Raw genomic sequence first — 14,994 nt, 5'->3', positions numbered from 1 at the left:
ATGACATTTACCAACCGCGACCCGGTTGCGCATAGGCCTCGCGCTCGAGAATGGCGGCTCGACGGAAGATGTTGCGGATAGATTTGAGCTCCGCATCGCTGGCCGTAGACATATTCTCTTCAAGGACCTCGAGAGCCTGCTGAACACTGTCAACATACTCGGGGTCGGAATACACCTCCACCCAGTTCGCGATCGCGGAATCCGCATCAACCAGCGATTTTCCTTGCAGAGTCAGCTCGGTTGCAATCCACATTTCGGCGACGATACTGGTTACGGCGACCCGATATGGGTTGAAAGCGCTACAGGAAGAATGCACGTCCAGCAAAAGCTGTGTGATGGTTGTCGGCTCGATGTCCTCGAGCGCCGAAGAAGTCTCTTCCAGCCCGTTATTGCTCAATTCCAACGCACGCACCAGGGCTTCCTGTGCGAGTGACGACCACAGAACCTGTTCCTTCGGGCAGGGTGCTTTGGTTGCCAGATGCGACAGGACTGGGAAAACTTGGTGCAAGTACCAGGCCTCTTGCGCTACGAAGAAGTTGGTTTCGTCCGAGGAAAGGTCGCCGCGGAGCATCGTGGGGACGCTGAACATTCCGCCAATCTCGGCAACGATGTCCTCGATGTCCCGCCACAGCTGGGAAGTAAAAGGACCAGCCGGAGCAATCTGGAGTGAGTGGCCGAAGAAAGATTCCAGCTCCTTCGGCGGCTGCTCAGTATCAGTGCCTTCGACGGCCTCCGGGTAAAAACTGGAGTTCAGATGCACTGGTTGCATTCGGCGAAGCGCGACCTTTTCCAGGCGACGAGCCCTGTGGCCGTGGTCAATGGGGCCGTGCCCCTGGCCGACGTTGAGGTTATCCGCGAAACGAATGGACTCGCTGAGCCAGCGTGTAGTCCAGCGCAGGGCATCATTAATCGCAGAGCCCCCACCAATCCGTGTGGCAAGAGCAGCAGACAGCGAACAACCCGTGCCATGGGTGTTCTCAGTGTGAATGCGGGGAGAAGAGCTGAAGAAAACCTGGCCATCGGGGAATGCCACGGCATTGCCGGCTTCTTCATCACTTAAGTGACCAGTTTTTGCAATCACGATGACATCGTTTTTGCTCGCGAACTCCAGCGCCTGCTCAATCAGCTCAGTGAAGTCGCTGGCCTCCGGGGCGTCGGCAAGCAATGCCAGTTCGGGAACATTCGGCGTGATGACGGTGGCTTCCGCGACCAAGTCGCGCATTGCGTCCATGGCATCTTCGTCAAGCAGACGGTCGCCAGAGGTGGCGACCATAACCGGATCGAGAACAACCACGGCTGGCTTGGTCTCCCGAACCCAGTTGGTGACGGCCTGCGTGAGTTCGCGTGAACCCAACATGCCAATCTTCACCGCGTCGATGGTGACATCCTCAGTTACAGCAGCCAGCTGCTCGACGAGGAAGTCAACAGGTGGAGTGTGGACGGCACGAACGCCCACGGTGTTCTGAGATACCAAAGCGGTGACCACGCCCATGCCATAACCACCGGCGGCGGCGATTGATTTTAAATCGGCATGGAGCCCAGCGCCACCTGTTGGGTCTGTGCCGGCGATGGAAAGAACTCGTGGCACAAAATCAGGCTTTGCCTTCTTGGGAAATGGCATCTCAGACCCCTTTTAACTTCAAGAGCGTGAAGCGACAGACTTCAAGACTACGCTTCAACCTCGGAGCGGTCGCCAGACCAGAGGGTGTGGAAAGCACCCTCGCGGTCAACACGCTGGTAAGTGTGCGCACCGAAGTAGTCACGCTGCCCCTGAACCAGTGCTGCCGGCAGACGCTCCGCACGCAGGCCGTCGTAGTAAGCCAGCGAGGAGGAGAACACCGGAGCCGGGATACCCATCTGTGCTGCAGTGACGACAACGTCGCGCCACGCGTCGAGGCACTCGGTGACCTGGTCACGGAAGTACTCGTCGAGTACCAGCGCCGGCAGCTCCGGATTGCGGTCGTACGCTTCCTTGATGCGGTTCAGGAACTGTGCGCGGATGATGCAGCCACCACGCCAGATGGTCGCCAGCGCACCGCGGTCAATCTCCCAGCCGTACTCCTTGGCACCAGCGTTAATCTCATCGAAGCCCTGCGAGTAGGCAATGATCTTGGAAGCGTAGAGCGCCTTACGGACGCGCTCCACAAAAGCATCGCGATCTTCCGGTGCCTTAGCCAGGCTTCCCGACGGCAGGTTGCGGGCAGCCTCACGCTGAGCAAGGGAAGACGACAGGGCGCGAGCGAACACGGCCTCGCCAATACCAGTTACTGGAATGCCCAAGTCCAAAGCGGCCTTGACCGTCCAACGGCCGGTGCCCTTCTGACCAGCAGCATCAACGATGACATCCACCAGCGGCTTGCCTGTCTTCTCATCGACCTGAGAGAGAACCTCAGCGGTAATCTCGACCAGGTAGGAGTCCAGGTCGCCCTTATTCCACTCGCGGAAGATATCTGCAATCTCGGCAGGGGTGAGGCCAGCGGCCTCACGCAGCAGGTGGTAGGCCTCGCCAATTACCTGCATATCCGCGTACTCGATGCCGTTGTGGACCATCTTTACAAAGTGGCCAGCGCCATCGGAGGAAATGTGAGTACAGCACGGAACGCCATCAACGTGAGCGGAGATGGACTCCAGCAGCGGGCCGAGGGACTCGTAGGACTCCTTCGTTCCACCCGGCATAATGGATGGGCCAGTCAGAGCACCTTCTTCACCACCGGAAATACCAGTGCCAACGTAGTGCAGGCCACGGGCGCGAATAGCCTTCTCGCGACGGATGGTGTCCGTGTAAAGAGAGTTACCGCCATCAATGATGATGTCGCCGGGCTCCATCACGTCGGCAAGCTGATCGATGACCGCATCAGTAGCGGCACCTGCCTGAACCATGATCAGAGCGCGACGCGGGCGCTCCAGCGAAGCGACGAACTCTTCAATGGTCTCGGACGGGATGAATGAGCCTTCATCACCGTGTTCAGCGATGAGGGTGCGAGTTTTCTCCGGGCTGCGGTTGTACACGGCAACGGTGTGTCCCTTGTGGGCGAAGTTGCGTGCGATATTCGAGCCCATGACGGCGAGCCCGACGACACCAATTTGTGCGAGTTCATTGTTATCGGTCATGCCCACCATCTTAAAGCCTGGCCGGGGTTCGTTGTATCTGGGACTCAGAAATTGTTACTGCTTTTAACGTTGAAACTGCCACGAGTGATGGCGTGCGCTGGCACAATGTTTGGCATGACTGACGAGACTATTGCGAATAATGGCAGTTCACAGGACTCGAACTCTGCAGCTTCTTCCGCCGAGCAGGCGAAGAGGAAGGCGCTGCGCGATTATATGACACTGGCGACGAAGGCTAGCCAGGAAGCGCTGAGCGATGAGGAGCTGGCTGTTTTTAACAGCACCTTGGGCGATAACGGAATCGGCGGTCTAGATACCTTGCTGGGCACGAAGTTTGTCCATGTCGGGCCGGAGCGAATTCAGATGGAGCTCGAGGTCGGGCCCGACCACCTGCAACCGTGGGGCCTAGCCAATGGCGGTGTTTATTGCTCGCTAGGTGAGACTGCTGGCTCTATTGCTGGTTTCGTTGCCTGCGGTGCGAAGAAGCCGGTCGTCGGTGTGAACAACAACACCGATTTTTACCGCTCCGCCCGAGCTGGCGAGGTAATCGTTACCACGGCGGAGCCAGAGTACCTGGGGCGCACCATGCAACTGTGGCGTATTGAGCACACCCGCAAGGCAGATGAAAAACTGCTGGCCCGCACCAACCTACGAATTGCGGTACTCGACAAGCCGCTGTAGCAAATCGTTATAGGTGGTAACGGGCCTGGTAGGAAGCTCGCAGGTGGCTTGTCGTGATTAGCTGTTTTCTAATCTGGCCACCTGCAAGTTAACTACTTGTTCCTTTTTGCGCGGTGCTCGCGGCGAGTGTCGCGAACCTCCAGCGGCAGATCCTGCTCAGCCTTGTCCTTGTTGAACTCGGCCAGGCGGTCGATGGCGTTGCGTGCGTACATCTGCTGGCGGGTGGAAACCATCTGCCAACGGTTGCGGTCCAGGACGTTCAGGCCCCAGCTGACGCAGGAGACGAGGCGGTTGCGGAAGCCCACCAGGAACATCAGGTGGACGGCCAGCCACAGAATCCAGCCGATGAAGCCGGTGACCTCAACCTTGCCCATCTTCACCACTGCGGAGAAGCGGGAGACGGTTGCCATGGAGCCCTTATCGAAGTACTCGAACGGCTGACGCTCTGCGACGTCGCGGCCGTCGGCCTCAGCTGCAATGTTGGCGGCGACGTACTCGCCACCCTGAATAGCAACCTGAGCAACACCCGGCAGGTTCTCGCGGTTGGACATGTCGCCCACGACGTAGACGTTCTTGTAGTCGCCAGCTGTCATGTCCTCGTTGACAACGACACGGCCAGCGCGGTCGGTCTCGGCGCCAGTCTGCTCGGCAATCATCTTGCCCAGCGGGGAAGCGGACACGCCGGCGGACCAAATCTTGCAGAACGACGGGATGAACTCCTCGGTTCCATCCTTCATGTTCTTGTAGGTGACTCCCTCTTCATTGACGTCAGTCACCATCGCGCCCAGCTTGACGATGACGCCCATCTTTTCCAGGGACTTCTGAGCCTTGCGGCCCAGACGCTTGCCAAACGGCGGCAGAACCTGCGGTGCGCCGTCGAGCAGGACGACGCGTGCAGCGTGCGGGTTGTAGCTGCGGTAGGACGATGCGAGGGTGCGGTTAGCCAGCTCGGCCAGCTGGCCAGCAAGCTCAACACCGGTCGGACCAGCGCCGACAACGACGAAGGTCAGTAGGCGCTCGCGCTCAGCCGGATCGTTGGTCAGCTCGGCGCGCTCAAACGCGCCGATGATGCGGGCACGGATTTCGAGTGCGTCGTCGATGTTCTTCATGCCCGGAGCAAACTCGGCAAAGTGATCATTGCCGAAGTAGGACTGGCCAGCGCCAGCGGCAACCAGGAGGTGATCGTATTCCCACTTGGAAGTCTGGTGACCCAGTTCCGAAGTCACAACCTGCTTTTCGACGTCGATGTCGGTGACATCGCCCTTGACAACACGAACGTTCTGAACACCGTCGAAGATCGTACGAGTGGACGGAGCGATTTCGCCCGAGGACAGGATGCCCGTTGCTACCTGGTAGAGCAGTGGCTGGAACAGGTGGTGGTTAGTGCGGTCGATGAGAGTGACGTCGACCTCGGCGCCCTGCAACTTCTTCGCCGCGAACAAGCCACCGAAACCCGAACCGATGACGACCACGTGCGGGCGTCCGGAGTGCGGGCGGTACGGAGTCTCGGTCATGTATTTTCTCCTCACAGACTTTAAAGTTCTCGAAGTTTTAGATTCGGCTTTTAGCCGGCAAGCCACAATAGTAATCCTCTCGGTGCGCCACCGCCTATTCTGGGTCCCTGCGCGGTAGGCTTCGAGAGCAAACTCAGTTCGTTATTCGTACCTTTATGCGGCGCGATTGTTAGGAGGTTCGGGCAGGGTGAATTCGGCAAGCCGGCAGGCAATTGACGCAGAGCGATGGCCTCGGGTTGCGCGTATTCCAGAGGGGCGTTTCCTAGCGAAACGTGCCGAAATGATGGAACGCTCTTTTGAGCGGCTCTGCCAGGACAACGGCATTGAACTGGTCGAATCCGGTGAGTTTGTCGGAGAGTCCTTCATTACTCGGTCGACGGGTGACGCCGATTTGGCTATCGACGGAGTCGGTGGTGCCAGCTCTAGCGGCGGCAGTGAATCTCCCACTAGTTCTGAATCGTTTCGTCCAGTCATTTTCAGCGTCATTGATCCTGTTTTCTATTCTCGACTAGCTGATTCAGAATGGCTCGGATTGGGGGAGGCCTATCTCGCGGGCGAATGGTCCAGTGATGATTTGCCAGAGCTTCTCAGCCGACTGCTCAGCGCCGAGCTTGATATTGCTTCGTTGGGGCCGCTGGCACGTGGTCTGATGAAAGTCGCGCGTTCACGTCCGCGTCTCGATGGGCCAGATATGGCGGGAGAGTTGCCGACCTCATTGCTGGAGCTCTATTCCGGCGAATTGCTGATGGGCGGTTCCGGCCTGTTCGCCTCCGGAGTGCGTACCTCGTCGCGGGAACAGATTCAAAACTATGCCCGTGGTGCTGGCAAGGGTGGGGTTCCCTCGCACTGGTCAGTTGACGTGACTTATGTCGATGCCCCGAAATCCGTCGCGCGTGCCGATTTTCTGCATGCTCAAGTGCGCAATATTGAGCACATCCTCGATCTGGCTCGAGTGCGAGCCGGCGACCGTGTCGCCGAATGGCCGTCGGCAGGCGGAGAAATTGCCCTTCGAGCTGCAGAGAGGGGAGCGGGTGCGGAGGTTATTACCGTCTCTGATGACCACACCGAAACGGTGCTGGAACGGGTGGAAAAAGCCGGATTGCGCGGCGCGGTCGATGTGATCCAGATGGATCGCAACATTCCGTCGCCACGCGAATTCGAGTCCGACTTCGAGGCGGTTATCAACGTCGGGCGTCTGGAGACCTTCGGTCGTGCAGGTGCGCTGCGCTGGCTGAAGAGCGCCGAGCGTCTGCTTGTCGACCGCGGCACCATCGTCGTCCAAATGGTGGTAGCGACGGACAAATTCGATGCGCTCGCCGAGCGCAGCTTGGACCTCGTACGCGCTTACGTGTGGCCGCAGCTGCAGCTTTTCACCATGGAAGAGCTGCGCAAGATGGTGGACCGGGAAACCGGCCTGCGTATCGCGGCGGAAGAGTACATTCCGGCGCACTTCGCGACGACCTTGCAGCTCCAGCGAGATTTCTTTGCGGCGCATGCGCGCGAAGCCGCTGGTATCGGCTACGACAGAGTGTTCCGGAGGATGTGGAATTACTATCTGTCGCTGTTTGAAGCGCTCGTGCGCGCAGAGAAAGTCACGCTCGTGCAGGTCGAGCTCGTGCATGCGCCACGCAGGCCTCACTAGCAGTGGGCGGCTCCGGGCGCGTTGGAAATTCGCCAGATAAATAATGCCTGTAAAAATAAATCACGTTTTTAGGCAAAACCACCTCAAAGGTGATGTTTAGGGTCTAAAAACGAAACTATGAACGCACAGAGCACCACACGTACTGCAGACATTGTTGTCGTCGGCGCCGGACTTGCCGGATTGGTCGCGACGTATGAGGCCACGCAGGCCGGCAAGAAGGTCATCCTTGTCGATCAGGAGAATGCCAACAACCTCGGCGGACAGGCTTTCTGGTCGCTGGGAGGAATCTTTCTCGTCGACTCGCCAGAGCAGCGCCGCCTGGGAGTCAAGGACAACCGCGAGCTCGCTGAAGCTGACTGGTTCAACTCCGCGCAGTTCGACCGCGAGGAAGACAACTGGGGACGCAAGTGGGCCAAGGCCTACCTGAACTTCGCGGCAGGGGAGAAGCGTGACTACCTCCGCAATCTCGGCGTGAAGTTCCTGCCTGTCGTCGGGTGGGCTGAGCGCGGTGAAGGGCGTGCCGACGGTCACGGTAACTCGGTACCCCGATTCCACCTCACCTGGGGCACAGGCCCCGAAATCGTCCGCGTTTTCGCAGAGCCGGTCGCTGAGGCTGCGAAGAAGGGCCTGGTGGAATACTGTCATCGCCACCGCGTTGACGAGGTGATTGTGGAAGATGGCCGCGCCGTCGGCGTGCGTGGCAAGATTCTGGTTCCCTGTGAATCTTTAGAGCGAGGAGTGGCGTCGTCACGCGAGGAAACAGGGGAGGACTTTGAGATCCGCGGGTCGGCCGTGTGCATTGCGACGGGCGGTGTTGGCGGCAACCTGGAAGCCGTGCGTAAGTGCTGGCCGACCGAGCGCCTGGGCGAGATGCCGAAGGACATGGTCTGCGGTGTGCCAGAGCATGTTGACGGCCGTGGTATCGAGATTGCAGAGCAGGCCGGCGCAAACCTCGTCAACCGTGACCGCATGTGGCATTACACCGAGGGCATGAAGAACTGGAATCCCGTGTGGCCGAATCACGGTATCCGTATCATCCCGGGGCCGTCGGCCATGTGGTTCGACGCAGAAGGAAACCGCCTGCCAGCGCCATATATTCCGGGCGCCGATACTGTCGGCACGATGAAGCACATTCTGGCTACCGGACACTCTTACTCCTGGTTTGTGCTGAATAAGAACATCGTGGCCAAGGAGTTCATTTTCTCTGGCTCAGAACAGAATCCGGATCTGACCGACAAGGAGATCAAGAAGCTGATTGGCAAGGTGACCTCTGGTGTTGCCGCACCTATTCAGGCGTTTATGGATAACGGCGAAGACTGGGTGGTTGCCGACGATCTGCCAAAGCTGGTCGAGGGGATGAACGAGATTGTGGAGGCGAGCTCGGGCGGGGAGTCCGGAGCCGCAGCGCCGAAGATTGACATGGAGAAGCTCGAGGAGCAGATTCGTCAGCGCGATATGCAGACCGGTAACCCCTTCTCCAAGGACTACCAGGTCAATTACGTCAACGTGGCCCGGAACTTCCTCGGGGACAAGATCATCCGCTCCGTGCCGCCATCACCGATTTTGGATCCGAAGAACGGCCCACTGATTGCTATTCGTCTGCGCATGCTGACCCGCAAGACGCTCGGTGGCATCGAGACCACCCTCGACGGCCAGTGCTTGCACCCGGACGGAACTCCCTTCGAGGGGCTCTACGCCGCAGGCGAGGCCTCTGGCTTCGGTGGCGGCGGCGTCCACGGCAACAACGCGCTGGAAGGTACATTCCTGGGCGGCTGTATTTTCAGTGGCCGCCAGGCAGGCCGCGCGATGGCGGAAGTGGTTAAGTAGCTCCCGCATACCGCACAGTTCGGTAGAAGAAACCGCGCCTACTCCAGCCCGATGGAGAATGCACTTTCCAGGTCGTGCTGAGAGTAGGTGCGGAAAGCCAGCTGAGTCTGAGTGCGAATAACACCGTCGACCTTGCTGATGAGATTTGGAATGATTTCCGCCAAATCATCGTGATTAGTTGCGCGCACCACGACGACCAAGTCCCAGTCACCAGTAACGGAGTAGACCTCAGTCACGCCGTCGATCTCGACGATGGTCTCGGCGGCCTCCGGAATCCTGTCAGCTTCGACATCGATGGACACAATTGCGGTAATCAAACTCATGGCTGCCTTTCCTCGGAGTTTAAACGTGGGGCCCGCTGAATAGCGTGGCCCGGACCGCAAGGTACGCAAGATTGCTCAAGATACTGCGGCCCGGAATTTCATTTCTGTCACGATTCTACTGATTTCCAGAAAACAGCCTGGAGGATCCGGACGAAAGGCGGTAAAAAGGGCGCTATGACACAAACCGCATTTCAGTCCAACCCAGTCCAGCTTTCCGGAGACCTGCCCCAGGTGGGCAACAAGGCTCCGGAGTTTACCCTCACCGGTGGCGACCTCGGGGAGGTCACCAATGAGACCTTCGCTGGTAAGAAGGTCGTCTACAACATCTTCCCGTCGGTAGACACCGGTGTTTGTGCAGCTTCGGTGCGTCACTTCAACGAGGACGCTGCTGGGCTGGACAACACCGTCGTAGTTAATGTTTCGCGTGACCTGCCGTTCGCTCTCGGCCGCTTCTGCGCTGCAGAAGGCCTGGACAACGTTGAGGTTGCCTCGGACTTCCGCCACGGCTTCGGCGAAGCCTTCGGTGTTGTCCAGCAGGATGGCCCGCTCGCCGGCCTGCTTGCTCGGGCCGTAGTCGTCACTGACGAAGAGGGCAAGGTCATTTACAACCAGCTGGTCGATGAGATCACCACGGAGCCGGACTACGACTCCGCACTGGCTGCACTGAAGTAATTAGCTAACAAGCTTTCAGCAGCAAGTAACCAGCTGGAATCGACGGGGCTCGTCGGCGCACTCGCTAGGCTGTTGCCTGGCGGACTTCGCCGACGAGCTCTTCTAGTACGTCCTCCAGCGCAACGATTCCGCTGACAGAGTTCTCCGAAGTACTATCTTCCTCCGTCACCAAGGCGAAATGAGCCTGCTCGCGCTGCATAAGCCGCATGACCGTCTGGAGCTTGGAATCCGGGCTGACGCTTGCGAAGGTGCGAATCAGATTCCGCGGGAAGGGTCGGTCGCGGTGACCGTCGTCAAGCGAGAGCAAATCCTTGACATGAAGGTAGCCGATGAAGCTGCCATCGGCATCGGTGATGGGGAAGCGGGAAAAGCGCGTGCGTGCGCTGAGCTCTTCGATGTCGGCGACGGTGGCGTCGGGGCCAATGGTAACGAGGGTGTCGAGTTGCATAGTGACATCCGCGGCGGTGAGATGCTCGAAGCCGAGAGCTTTGTGGAGGAGCGCGAGCTCGTCATTGTCGAGAAGGCCCTGACGCCCGGACTCGGCGACGAAATCCTGCACCTGACTAGCGGTGAAGGAGGAATCGACCTCGTCCTTCGGAGTGGCGCGAAGAACCTTGCGAACCACGATGTTCGCGGTCGTATTCATCGCCCAGATAACCGGATTGAGCACCCGCACAATCACATACAGCGGAATAGCCACGAACTTCGCCGTCGGGCTGGGGGCCGCAATAGCGATGTTCTTCGGCACCATTTCGCCGACAACCATGTGTAAGAAAGTGACAATCAGCAGTGCCAACGCCAGCGCAACCACGTGGGCGGTGCCCGCGGGGAGTCCCAGCGCTGTCATGTAGGGCTCGAAGAAGTGCGCAATCGCAGGCTCGCCGACGGCACCGATGAGCAGGGAACAGGCGGTAATGCCCAGCTGTGTTGCCGCCAGGGAGACCGACACGTTTTCGATACCACGCAGCGCGTACTTTGCGCTGGTAGAGCCGCTGACGGCATCCGGTTCAATTTGATCGCGGCGAGCCGAGACCATCGCAAATTCAGCGGCGACAAACCAGGCATTGAGGGCCAACAGCAAAATAAGAGTAAGTAGTGGCATGTTCTAGCCCTCCTTTTCGCTGTTGTGCTCGACGTGGTTGTGACTGGTGCCGTCCTGGTGAGCGCCTTCATCCGTGCGCGTGACCTTGTTGCCGGCGCGGTCCACCTGGACACGAATACGGCCAACGCGGTGACGCGCCATGCGCTCGACTCGAAAAGCAACTTCAGCGGTGGTAGGCAAGTTCTCCTCATCGAGGTTTTCGTGGTCGGTGGCTTCGACCGTAATCGTGTCGCCGAAGCGAGGCATGCGATCCAAGCGTTCGGTGATAAATCCACCAATAGTGTCGGATTCTTCGCCCTCCGGCAGGACCAGGTTTAGGATCTCTCCCAACTCATCAGGGCGCATGAGACCGGAAACAATCACCGTATTGGGGCTAATCCGGCTGTAGAGCAACGAACGATCGTCCTGTTCATCGTCAATTTCACCGACGATTTCCTCGACGAGATCCTCCAACGTCACAATGCCGTCCGTGCCGCCGTACTCATCGACAACCACTGCGAACTGGTATGCATCCTCACGCAGTTGACGCATCAGCGGATCAAGTGTGGTCGAGTCATTTACCACGAGTACATCTTTGGCCAGGCTCGCAGCCGACGTCGTCAAGCGTTGTGCGTGTGGCACGCTGAGCAGGTCGGTGTAATGCACCACGCCGCGAATGTCGTCGACGCTATTGCCAACGACGGGGAAGCGTGCATGTCCAGAATCTGCGACGACCGTCAGCATCTCTGCGACGCTCTGATTTTCGATAAAGATAATCTGCGTGCGTGGCGTCATCACATCAGCCGCCGTGCGCTCGCCGAACTCAATCGATCGCGCCACCAACTCGGCGGTCTGCGGGTTAATCTTTCCTTCATCGCTAGAGCGCGTGACGACGGCACGGAGTTCCTCCGCGGTCCTGGCACTGGCAACCTCTTCCTCAGGGGAAAAGCCGAGCCGTTTTAACACCCAATTAGCCGCGCTGTTAAGTAGCCAGACCAGCCAGCCGAATGCGAACATGAAGGCATTCTGTGGTCTGACCACGAGGTTTGCGACTTTAGTGGGCTCGGCGATGGCCCAGTTTTTGGGGACGAGTTCGCCAAAGACCATTTGAGTGAAGGTCGCGATAATGAAAGCGCCCGTAGTGCTGATTGCAGTGACGGTGGCGGGAGAGATGCTTGTGCCACCAAATGCGGCTTCGAGGAGGACGCCGAGGGAAGGTCCGGTCAGGAAACCAGCGACGAGGCTGGTGACTGTAATTCCCAGCTGAGCTCCGGAGAGGTTAGTAGAGGTGCGTGATAGAGCACGGTCTACTAAATATGCGGACTTTGAGCCGGCGTTTGCGGCGTTCTTGACGTCGTTTCTATTAACCGTGAGGTAGGAAAACTCGACAGCAACGAAAATTGCGTTGGCGAAAACGAGGAAAAGAAAGACCGCTAAGACGATGAGTGCGGATACAATCACGCGGCATCACCTGAAGTGTTCGCTGCGTTCGCTGGGGATGCTGCGGCGGTTGCTGCGGTGATTGCGCTTACTGCGGCTACAGAGAGCCCGTCAACGTTGGCGCGAGGCTCTGGGTCGTCGGACGAGCCAGATCTATCTGATGTGTCGGACGCATTGGGTCTGTCTGAGCTGCTGGATGTGTCTGAGAGTTCAGGCATGCGAGAAATCTTACTAAAAATTCCTTAGACCTGACGGCAATGGCGCATCGGCGGTAATGGGGAGGACGGGATCCTAAGGCCAAAATGTCATAATGTATATTATCGGACAAATAATGAAAGTGGTTGGCCCTGGGGTTTTCTGAATTTCCAGGGCTGTCGCCTTCTTCGCCGCCGCCTTTTCTGCTGCCGTGTTCTATCTTGGCGCTTGATCTATGCCGTCGGGATCATTGCTCATTGTCCTTGGCGTTCGCTGCAAGCTCATCCGCGTTGCGGACGGCAATCTCTTCCCGTAGCCGCTTGTTCTGCCATAGCGTCATGCCAATCAGGAGTATGCCGACAGCCACGAGCCACCACACGCCCTTGTAGGCCACGAATGCAATGAAGATAATCAGTAGTACCATTCGCACCTTTCGTGCGAGCAACATTGCTTCGTAGGTGTTCATATCGTTGTGACTCCCAACTGGCCTGCCAAAATTGTTTTTGGCAGGACTTCTGTGGTGTGTGACTAAATGGCTTTATTGCGTCACAGTGACGAATTGAGGTGTATTTTCGCTGGCTATAAGCCTCTTTGGATTAGCGCTACTGCGATTCTCTTTAGATGGCTGTGTCTGCCAGCCGCGAAACCTACGCGTCCTACGCGTCCTGCTTCTCTGCGACAATGCGCAGATTGAGTTCGCCGTTCTCCTCGATGGATGCAGCTACAAACTGTGGCAGGCGCACGTTGTAATCCAGGCGGTTGATTGGCAGAGTGCCCGACAGCAAAACCAGGTTTTCGGTACGAGCGGCCTTCATTGGCGCGGTGACGTCATTGGTGACGCCGCGGATGGTCAGGCGTCCCGGAATCTCGATATTCGCCCACTGGCCGTTATCTGGAATGCTTGAAATATCGAGTGGCTCTGCAAGCTCAAACTTAGCTTCTGGGTACTGATCAACACTGAAGATATTGTTGCGGACATTGATGTCACGACGTTCAATATCGCTAGTCAGAGTTGCCATGTCAACAACAACGGATGCGTCCTCAAGATTGTTGTCAGCAACCTTCAGCTCACCGGTGACATCGTGAGTGGAACCGGACGTCGTACGCCTGCTGCCCGGCAGTACCTCGTTAAAAGTAAAACCAACGGAAGTGTTCTGTGAGTTATCGCCACCGATAATCTTCCAGGTGCCATTCGCATCAGTCGTTGCTGCAGGCAGCTCCGTGGCCTCGAAATCCCCAGTACGCACCCCTTCATGCGTGAAAACGCGATACAAAACTGGCCCCACAATAACAATTGCGAGCGCAACAACTGCAACGGCTATCAAAGTAATAATTGACTTACGGACACCAGAATTCATAGTGCTCATCCTATCCTTTTAATCCGCTATGGGATAAACCGTTCCACCTCGCGCGTTTTCATAATCAATTCCTGCGTAATCTCCTGCAGGACGGCAGTCTCCATGCCGTCGTCAAGCGCGGTGCGCAAGTCTTCGGCGAGACAACGTACTTCGAAGAGCCCGTCCCCTATTCGCTTTACGACGTCATCGCCCGCCGGCCTGCTCGTGGCATCGGTGGCGGTCTTCAGCGTGAGATCCGAATTGATTCGCTCGGCAATCGGCCTGGAAGCGCCTTTTGCTACGCCAGTGCGTTTTTCATACGCGCGCTGCCGGCAGGCTTGGCTGCAGAACTTGCGACGGCGACCGCGGATAGCGACCTCCATTTCGCGGCCACACCACTGGCAATTGGCGGTAGTTGTGCTCGGCTTTTGATCTGACACAGAAGTCAATTATGGCATGAATACAGATTAAGGCGTTATAATGTGTGGTCTAGTATTTCTACCAAAGGGGGCACGTTCCACATGGCAGATCGAGTTCTTCGTGGCAGTCGCATGGGCGCCGTTTCGTATGAGACCGATCGCGATCATGACCTCGCGCCGCGAATGATGGTCCGCTACCGCACTGAATCCGGTGAGATCTTCGAGGTCCCATTCGCGGATGACGCGGAAATTCCAGGTGAATGGCTGTGCAAGAATGGCCAGATTGGTGAGCTGGTTGAAGGCGAAGGCACTGAAGCCAAGCCGGTGAAGCCGCCGAGGACTCACTGGGACATGCTCCGTGAGCGCCGCTCCATTGAGGAGCTCGACGTGCTGCTGGATGAGCGCGTTGACTTGCTGCGCAAGCGTCGTCGTAACGCCGCTCGCCTGCTGAAGGCTCAGAAGGAAGCCGAAGAAGCAGAGAAGAACGCTTAAGGTTTGAGCTGGTTTGCGCTAGTGAGCTTTAGAGCTTTGTAGGCGTCAATCAAACACTGAAATTCGGGTCCGGATAAGGTTTTGCCCCTTATTCGGACCCATTTTTCGTTGGTGCCTGGCTGCGGCGGGTCGAGCCGAGTTACTGACTGCGTTTATGACAAAAATGGCCGGTAGGTTCAGGCGGTGAATGCATCACCACTTTCGACCAGGAGAAGTAGTGAAGCAAACCCGCCGAACGAAATACAGTGCCATCAAACCCATTG

14 protein-coding genes are annotated in these 14,994 nt (G+C 57.8%); 5 read left to right on the top strand and 9 right to left on the bottom strand.

Features of this window, described 5'->3' with window-relative positions; translation table 11 throughout:
• Nucleotides 1–7: 7 nt before the first annotated feature.
• Both AB1Z34_RS09635 and gndA read right to left on the bottom strand, forming a co-directional pair.
• Nucleotides 8–1,621, bottom strand: a complete 1,614-nt coding sequence (locus AB1Z34_RS09635; RefSeq protein WP_016422829.1) for a bifunctional hydroxymethylpyrimidine kinase/phosphomethylpyrimidine kinase — start codon at nucleotides 1,619–1,621, stop codon at nucleotides 8–10.
• A gap of 47 nt (nucleotides 1,622–1,668) precedes the next feature.
• Entirely contained in the window at nucleotides 1,669–3,111 is a 1,443-nt protein-coding gene (gndA, locus tag AB1Z34_RS09630) for an NADP-dependent phosphogluconate dehydrogenase (RefSeq protein WP_172620234.1), read from the bottom strand.
• A 114-nt stretch (nucleotides 3,112–3,225) separates the two neighbouring features.
• Between gndA and AB1Z34_RS09625 the strand changes: the two genes are divergently transcribed.
• A complete protein-coding gene (locus tag AB1Z34_RS09625) occupies nucleotides 3,226–3,789 on the top strand; it encodes a PaaI family thioesterase (protein WP_231367197.1) in 564 nt (187 codons plus the stop codon).
• A 92-nt stretch (nucleotides 3,790–3,881) separates the two neighbouring features.
• Here the strand turns inward: AB1Z34_RS09625 and AB1Z34_RS09620 are convergent, their stop codons facing one another.
• Complete coding sequence (locus AB1Z34_RS09620) at nucleotides 3,882–5,303, bottom strand: NAD(P)/FAD-dependent oxidoreductase (RefSeq protein WP_016422826.1); 1,422 nt, start codon at nucleotides 5,301–5,303, stop codon at nucleotides 3,882–3,884.
• A gap of 187 nt (nucleotides 5,304–5,490) precedes the next feature.
• On the opposite strand from AB1Z34_RS09620, the gene AB1Z34_RS09615 reads away from it, so the two are divergent.
• Nucleotides 5,491–6,945, top strand: coding sequence for a class I SAM-dependent methyltransferase (locus AB1Z34_RS09615; protein ID WP_016422825.1), 1,455 nt, complete (start codon nucleotides 5,491–5,493; stop codon nucleotides 6,943–6,945).
• 117 nt (nucleotides 6,946–7,062) lie between these two features.
• Nucleotides 7,063–8,772, top strand: a complete 1,710-nt coding sequence (locus AB1Z34_RS09610) for an FAD-binding dehydrogenase (protein WP_016422824.1) — start codon at nucleotides 7,063–7,065, stop codon at nucleotides 8,770–8,772.
• A gap of 38 nt (nucleotides 8,773–8,810) precedes the next feature.
• Here AB1Z34_RS09610 and AB1Z34_RS09605 read toward each other — a convergent pair whose 3' ends face one another.
• Complete coding sequence (locus AB1Z34_RS09605; RefSeq protein WP_016422823.1) at nucleotides 8,811–9,095, bottom strand: Lrp/AsnC ligand binding domain-containing protein; 285 nt, start codon at nucleotides 9,093–9,095, stop codon at nucleotides 8,811–8,813.
• Between the two features lie 174 nt (nucleotides 9,096–9,269).
• Between AB1Z34_RS09605 and tpx the strand changes: the two genes are divergently transcribed.
• Nucleotides 9,270–9,767 (top strand): thiol peroxidase, encoded by a 498-nt coding sequence (gene tpx, locus AB1Z34_RS09600; RefSeq protein WP_016422822.1) that lies wholly within the window; start codon nucleotides 9,270–9,272, stop codon nucleotides 9,765–9,767.
• A 64-nt stretch (nucleotides 9,768–9,831) separates the two neighbouring features.
• Here the strand turns inward: tpx and AB1Z34_RS09595 are convergent, their stop codons facing one another.
• From AB1Z34_RS09595 to AB1Z34_RS09575, 5 genes are all read right to left on the bottom strand, one after another.
• A complete protein-coding gene (locus AB1Z34_RS09595) occupies nucleotides 9,832–10,869 on the bottom strand; it encodes a hemolysin family protein (RefSeq protein ID WP_016422821.1) in 1,038 nt (345 codons plus the stop codon).
• Between the two features lie 3 nt (nucleotides 10,870–10,872).
• Complete coding sequence (locus AB1Z34_RS09590) at nucleotides 10,873–12,309, bottom strand: hemolysin family protein (protein WP_016422820.1); 1,437 nt, start codon at nucleotides 12,307–12,309, stop codon at nucleotides 10,873–10,875.
• A 421-nt stretch (nucleotides 12,310–12,730) separates the two neighbouring features.
• Nucleotides 12,731–12,949, bottom strand: a complete 219-nt coding sequence (locus tag AB1Z34_RS09585; protein WP_016422819.1) for a hypothetical protein — start codon at nucleotides 12,947–12,949, stop codon at nucleotides 12,731–12,733.
• 190 nt (nucleotides 12,950–13,139) lie between these two features.
• Complete coding sequence (locus tag AB1Z34_RS09580; RefSeq protein ID WP_367158267.1) at nucleotides 13,140–13,850, bottom strand: YceI family protein; 711 nt, start codon at nucleotides 13,848–13,850, stop codon at nucleotides 13,140–13,142.
• A 17-nt stretch (nucleotides 13,851–13,867) separates the two neighbouring features.
• Nucleotides 13,868–14,260: a hypothetical protein gene (locus tag AB1Z34_RS09575; RefSeq protein WP_224783748.1), complete on the bottom strand. Its 393-nt coding sequence runs from the start codon at nucleotides 14,258–14,260 to the stop codon at nucleotides 13,868–13,870.
• Nucleotides 14,261–14,341: 81 nt separating this feature from the next.
• Between AB1Z34_RS09575 and AB1Z34_RS09570 the strand changes: the two genes are divergently transcribed.
• Nucleotides 14,342–14,731: an RNA polymerase-binding protein RbpA gene (locus tag AB1Z34_RS09570; protein WP_005511311.1), complete on the top strand. Its 390-nt coding sequence runs from the start codon at nucleotides 14,342–14,344 to the stop codon at nucleotides 14,729–14,731.
• Nucleotides 14,732–14,994 lie beyond the last annotated feature (263 nt).

The sequence above is a fragment of the Corynebacterium sp. 045007 genome, assembly GCF_040743205.1.
GTDB classification, from domain to species: domain Bacteria; phylum Actinomycetota; class Actinomycetes; order Mycobacteriales; family Mycobacteriaceae; genus Corynebacterium; species Corynebacterium jeikeium_D.
This window is presented reverse-complemented; position numbering and strand designations above follow the sequence as displayed.

Coding starts and splice junctions, on each gene's coding strand:
- AB1Z34_RS09635 (WP_016422829.1), bottom strand. CDS start 1,621: ATGCCATTTCCCAAGAAGGCAAAGCCTGATTTTGTGCCACGAGTTCTT.
- gndA (WP_172620234.1), bottom strand. CDS start 3,111: ATGACCGATAACAATGAACTCGCACAAATTGGTGTCGTCGGGCTCGCC.
- AB1Z34_RS09625 (WP_231367197.1), top strand. CDS start 3,226: ATGACTGACGAGACTATTGCGAATAATGGCAGTTCACAGGACTCGAAC.
- AB1Z34_RS09620 (WP_016422826.1), bottom strand. CDS start 5,303: ATGACCGAGACTCCGTACCGCCCGCACTCCGGACGCCCGCACGTGGTC.
- AB1Z34_RS09610 (WP_016422824.1), top strand. CDS start 7,063: ATGAACGCACAGAGCACCACACGTACTGCAGACATTGTTGTCGTCGGC.
- AB1Z34_RS09605 (WP_016422823.1), bottom strand. CDS start 9,095: ATGAGTTTGATTACCGCAATTGTGTCCATCGATGTCGAAGCTGACAGG.
- tpx (WP_016422822.1), top strand. CDS start 9,270: ATGACACAAACCGCATTTCAGTCCAACCCAGTCCAGCTTTCCGGAGAC.
- AB1Z34_RS09595 (WP_016422821.1), bottom strand. CDS start 10,869: ATGCCACTACTTACTCTTATTTTGCTGTTGGCCCTCAATGCCTGGTTT.
- AB1Z34_RS09585 (WP_016422819.1), bottom strand. CDS start 12,949: ATGAACACCTACGAAGCAATGTTGCTCGCACGAAAGGTGCGAATGGTA.
- AB1Z34_RS09580 (WP_367158267.1), bottom strand. CDS start 13,850: ATGAGCACTATGAATTCTGGTGTCCGTAAGTCAATTATTACTTTGATA.
- AB1Z34_RS09570 (WP_005511311.1), top strand. CDS start 14,342: ATGGCAGATCGAGTTCTTCGTGGCAGTCGCATGGGCGCCGTTTCGTAT.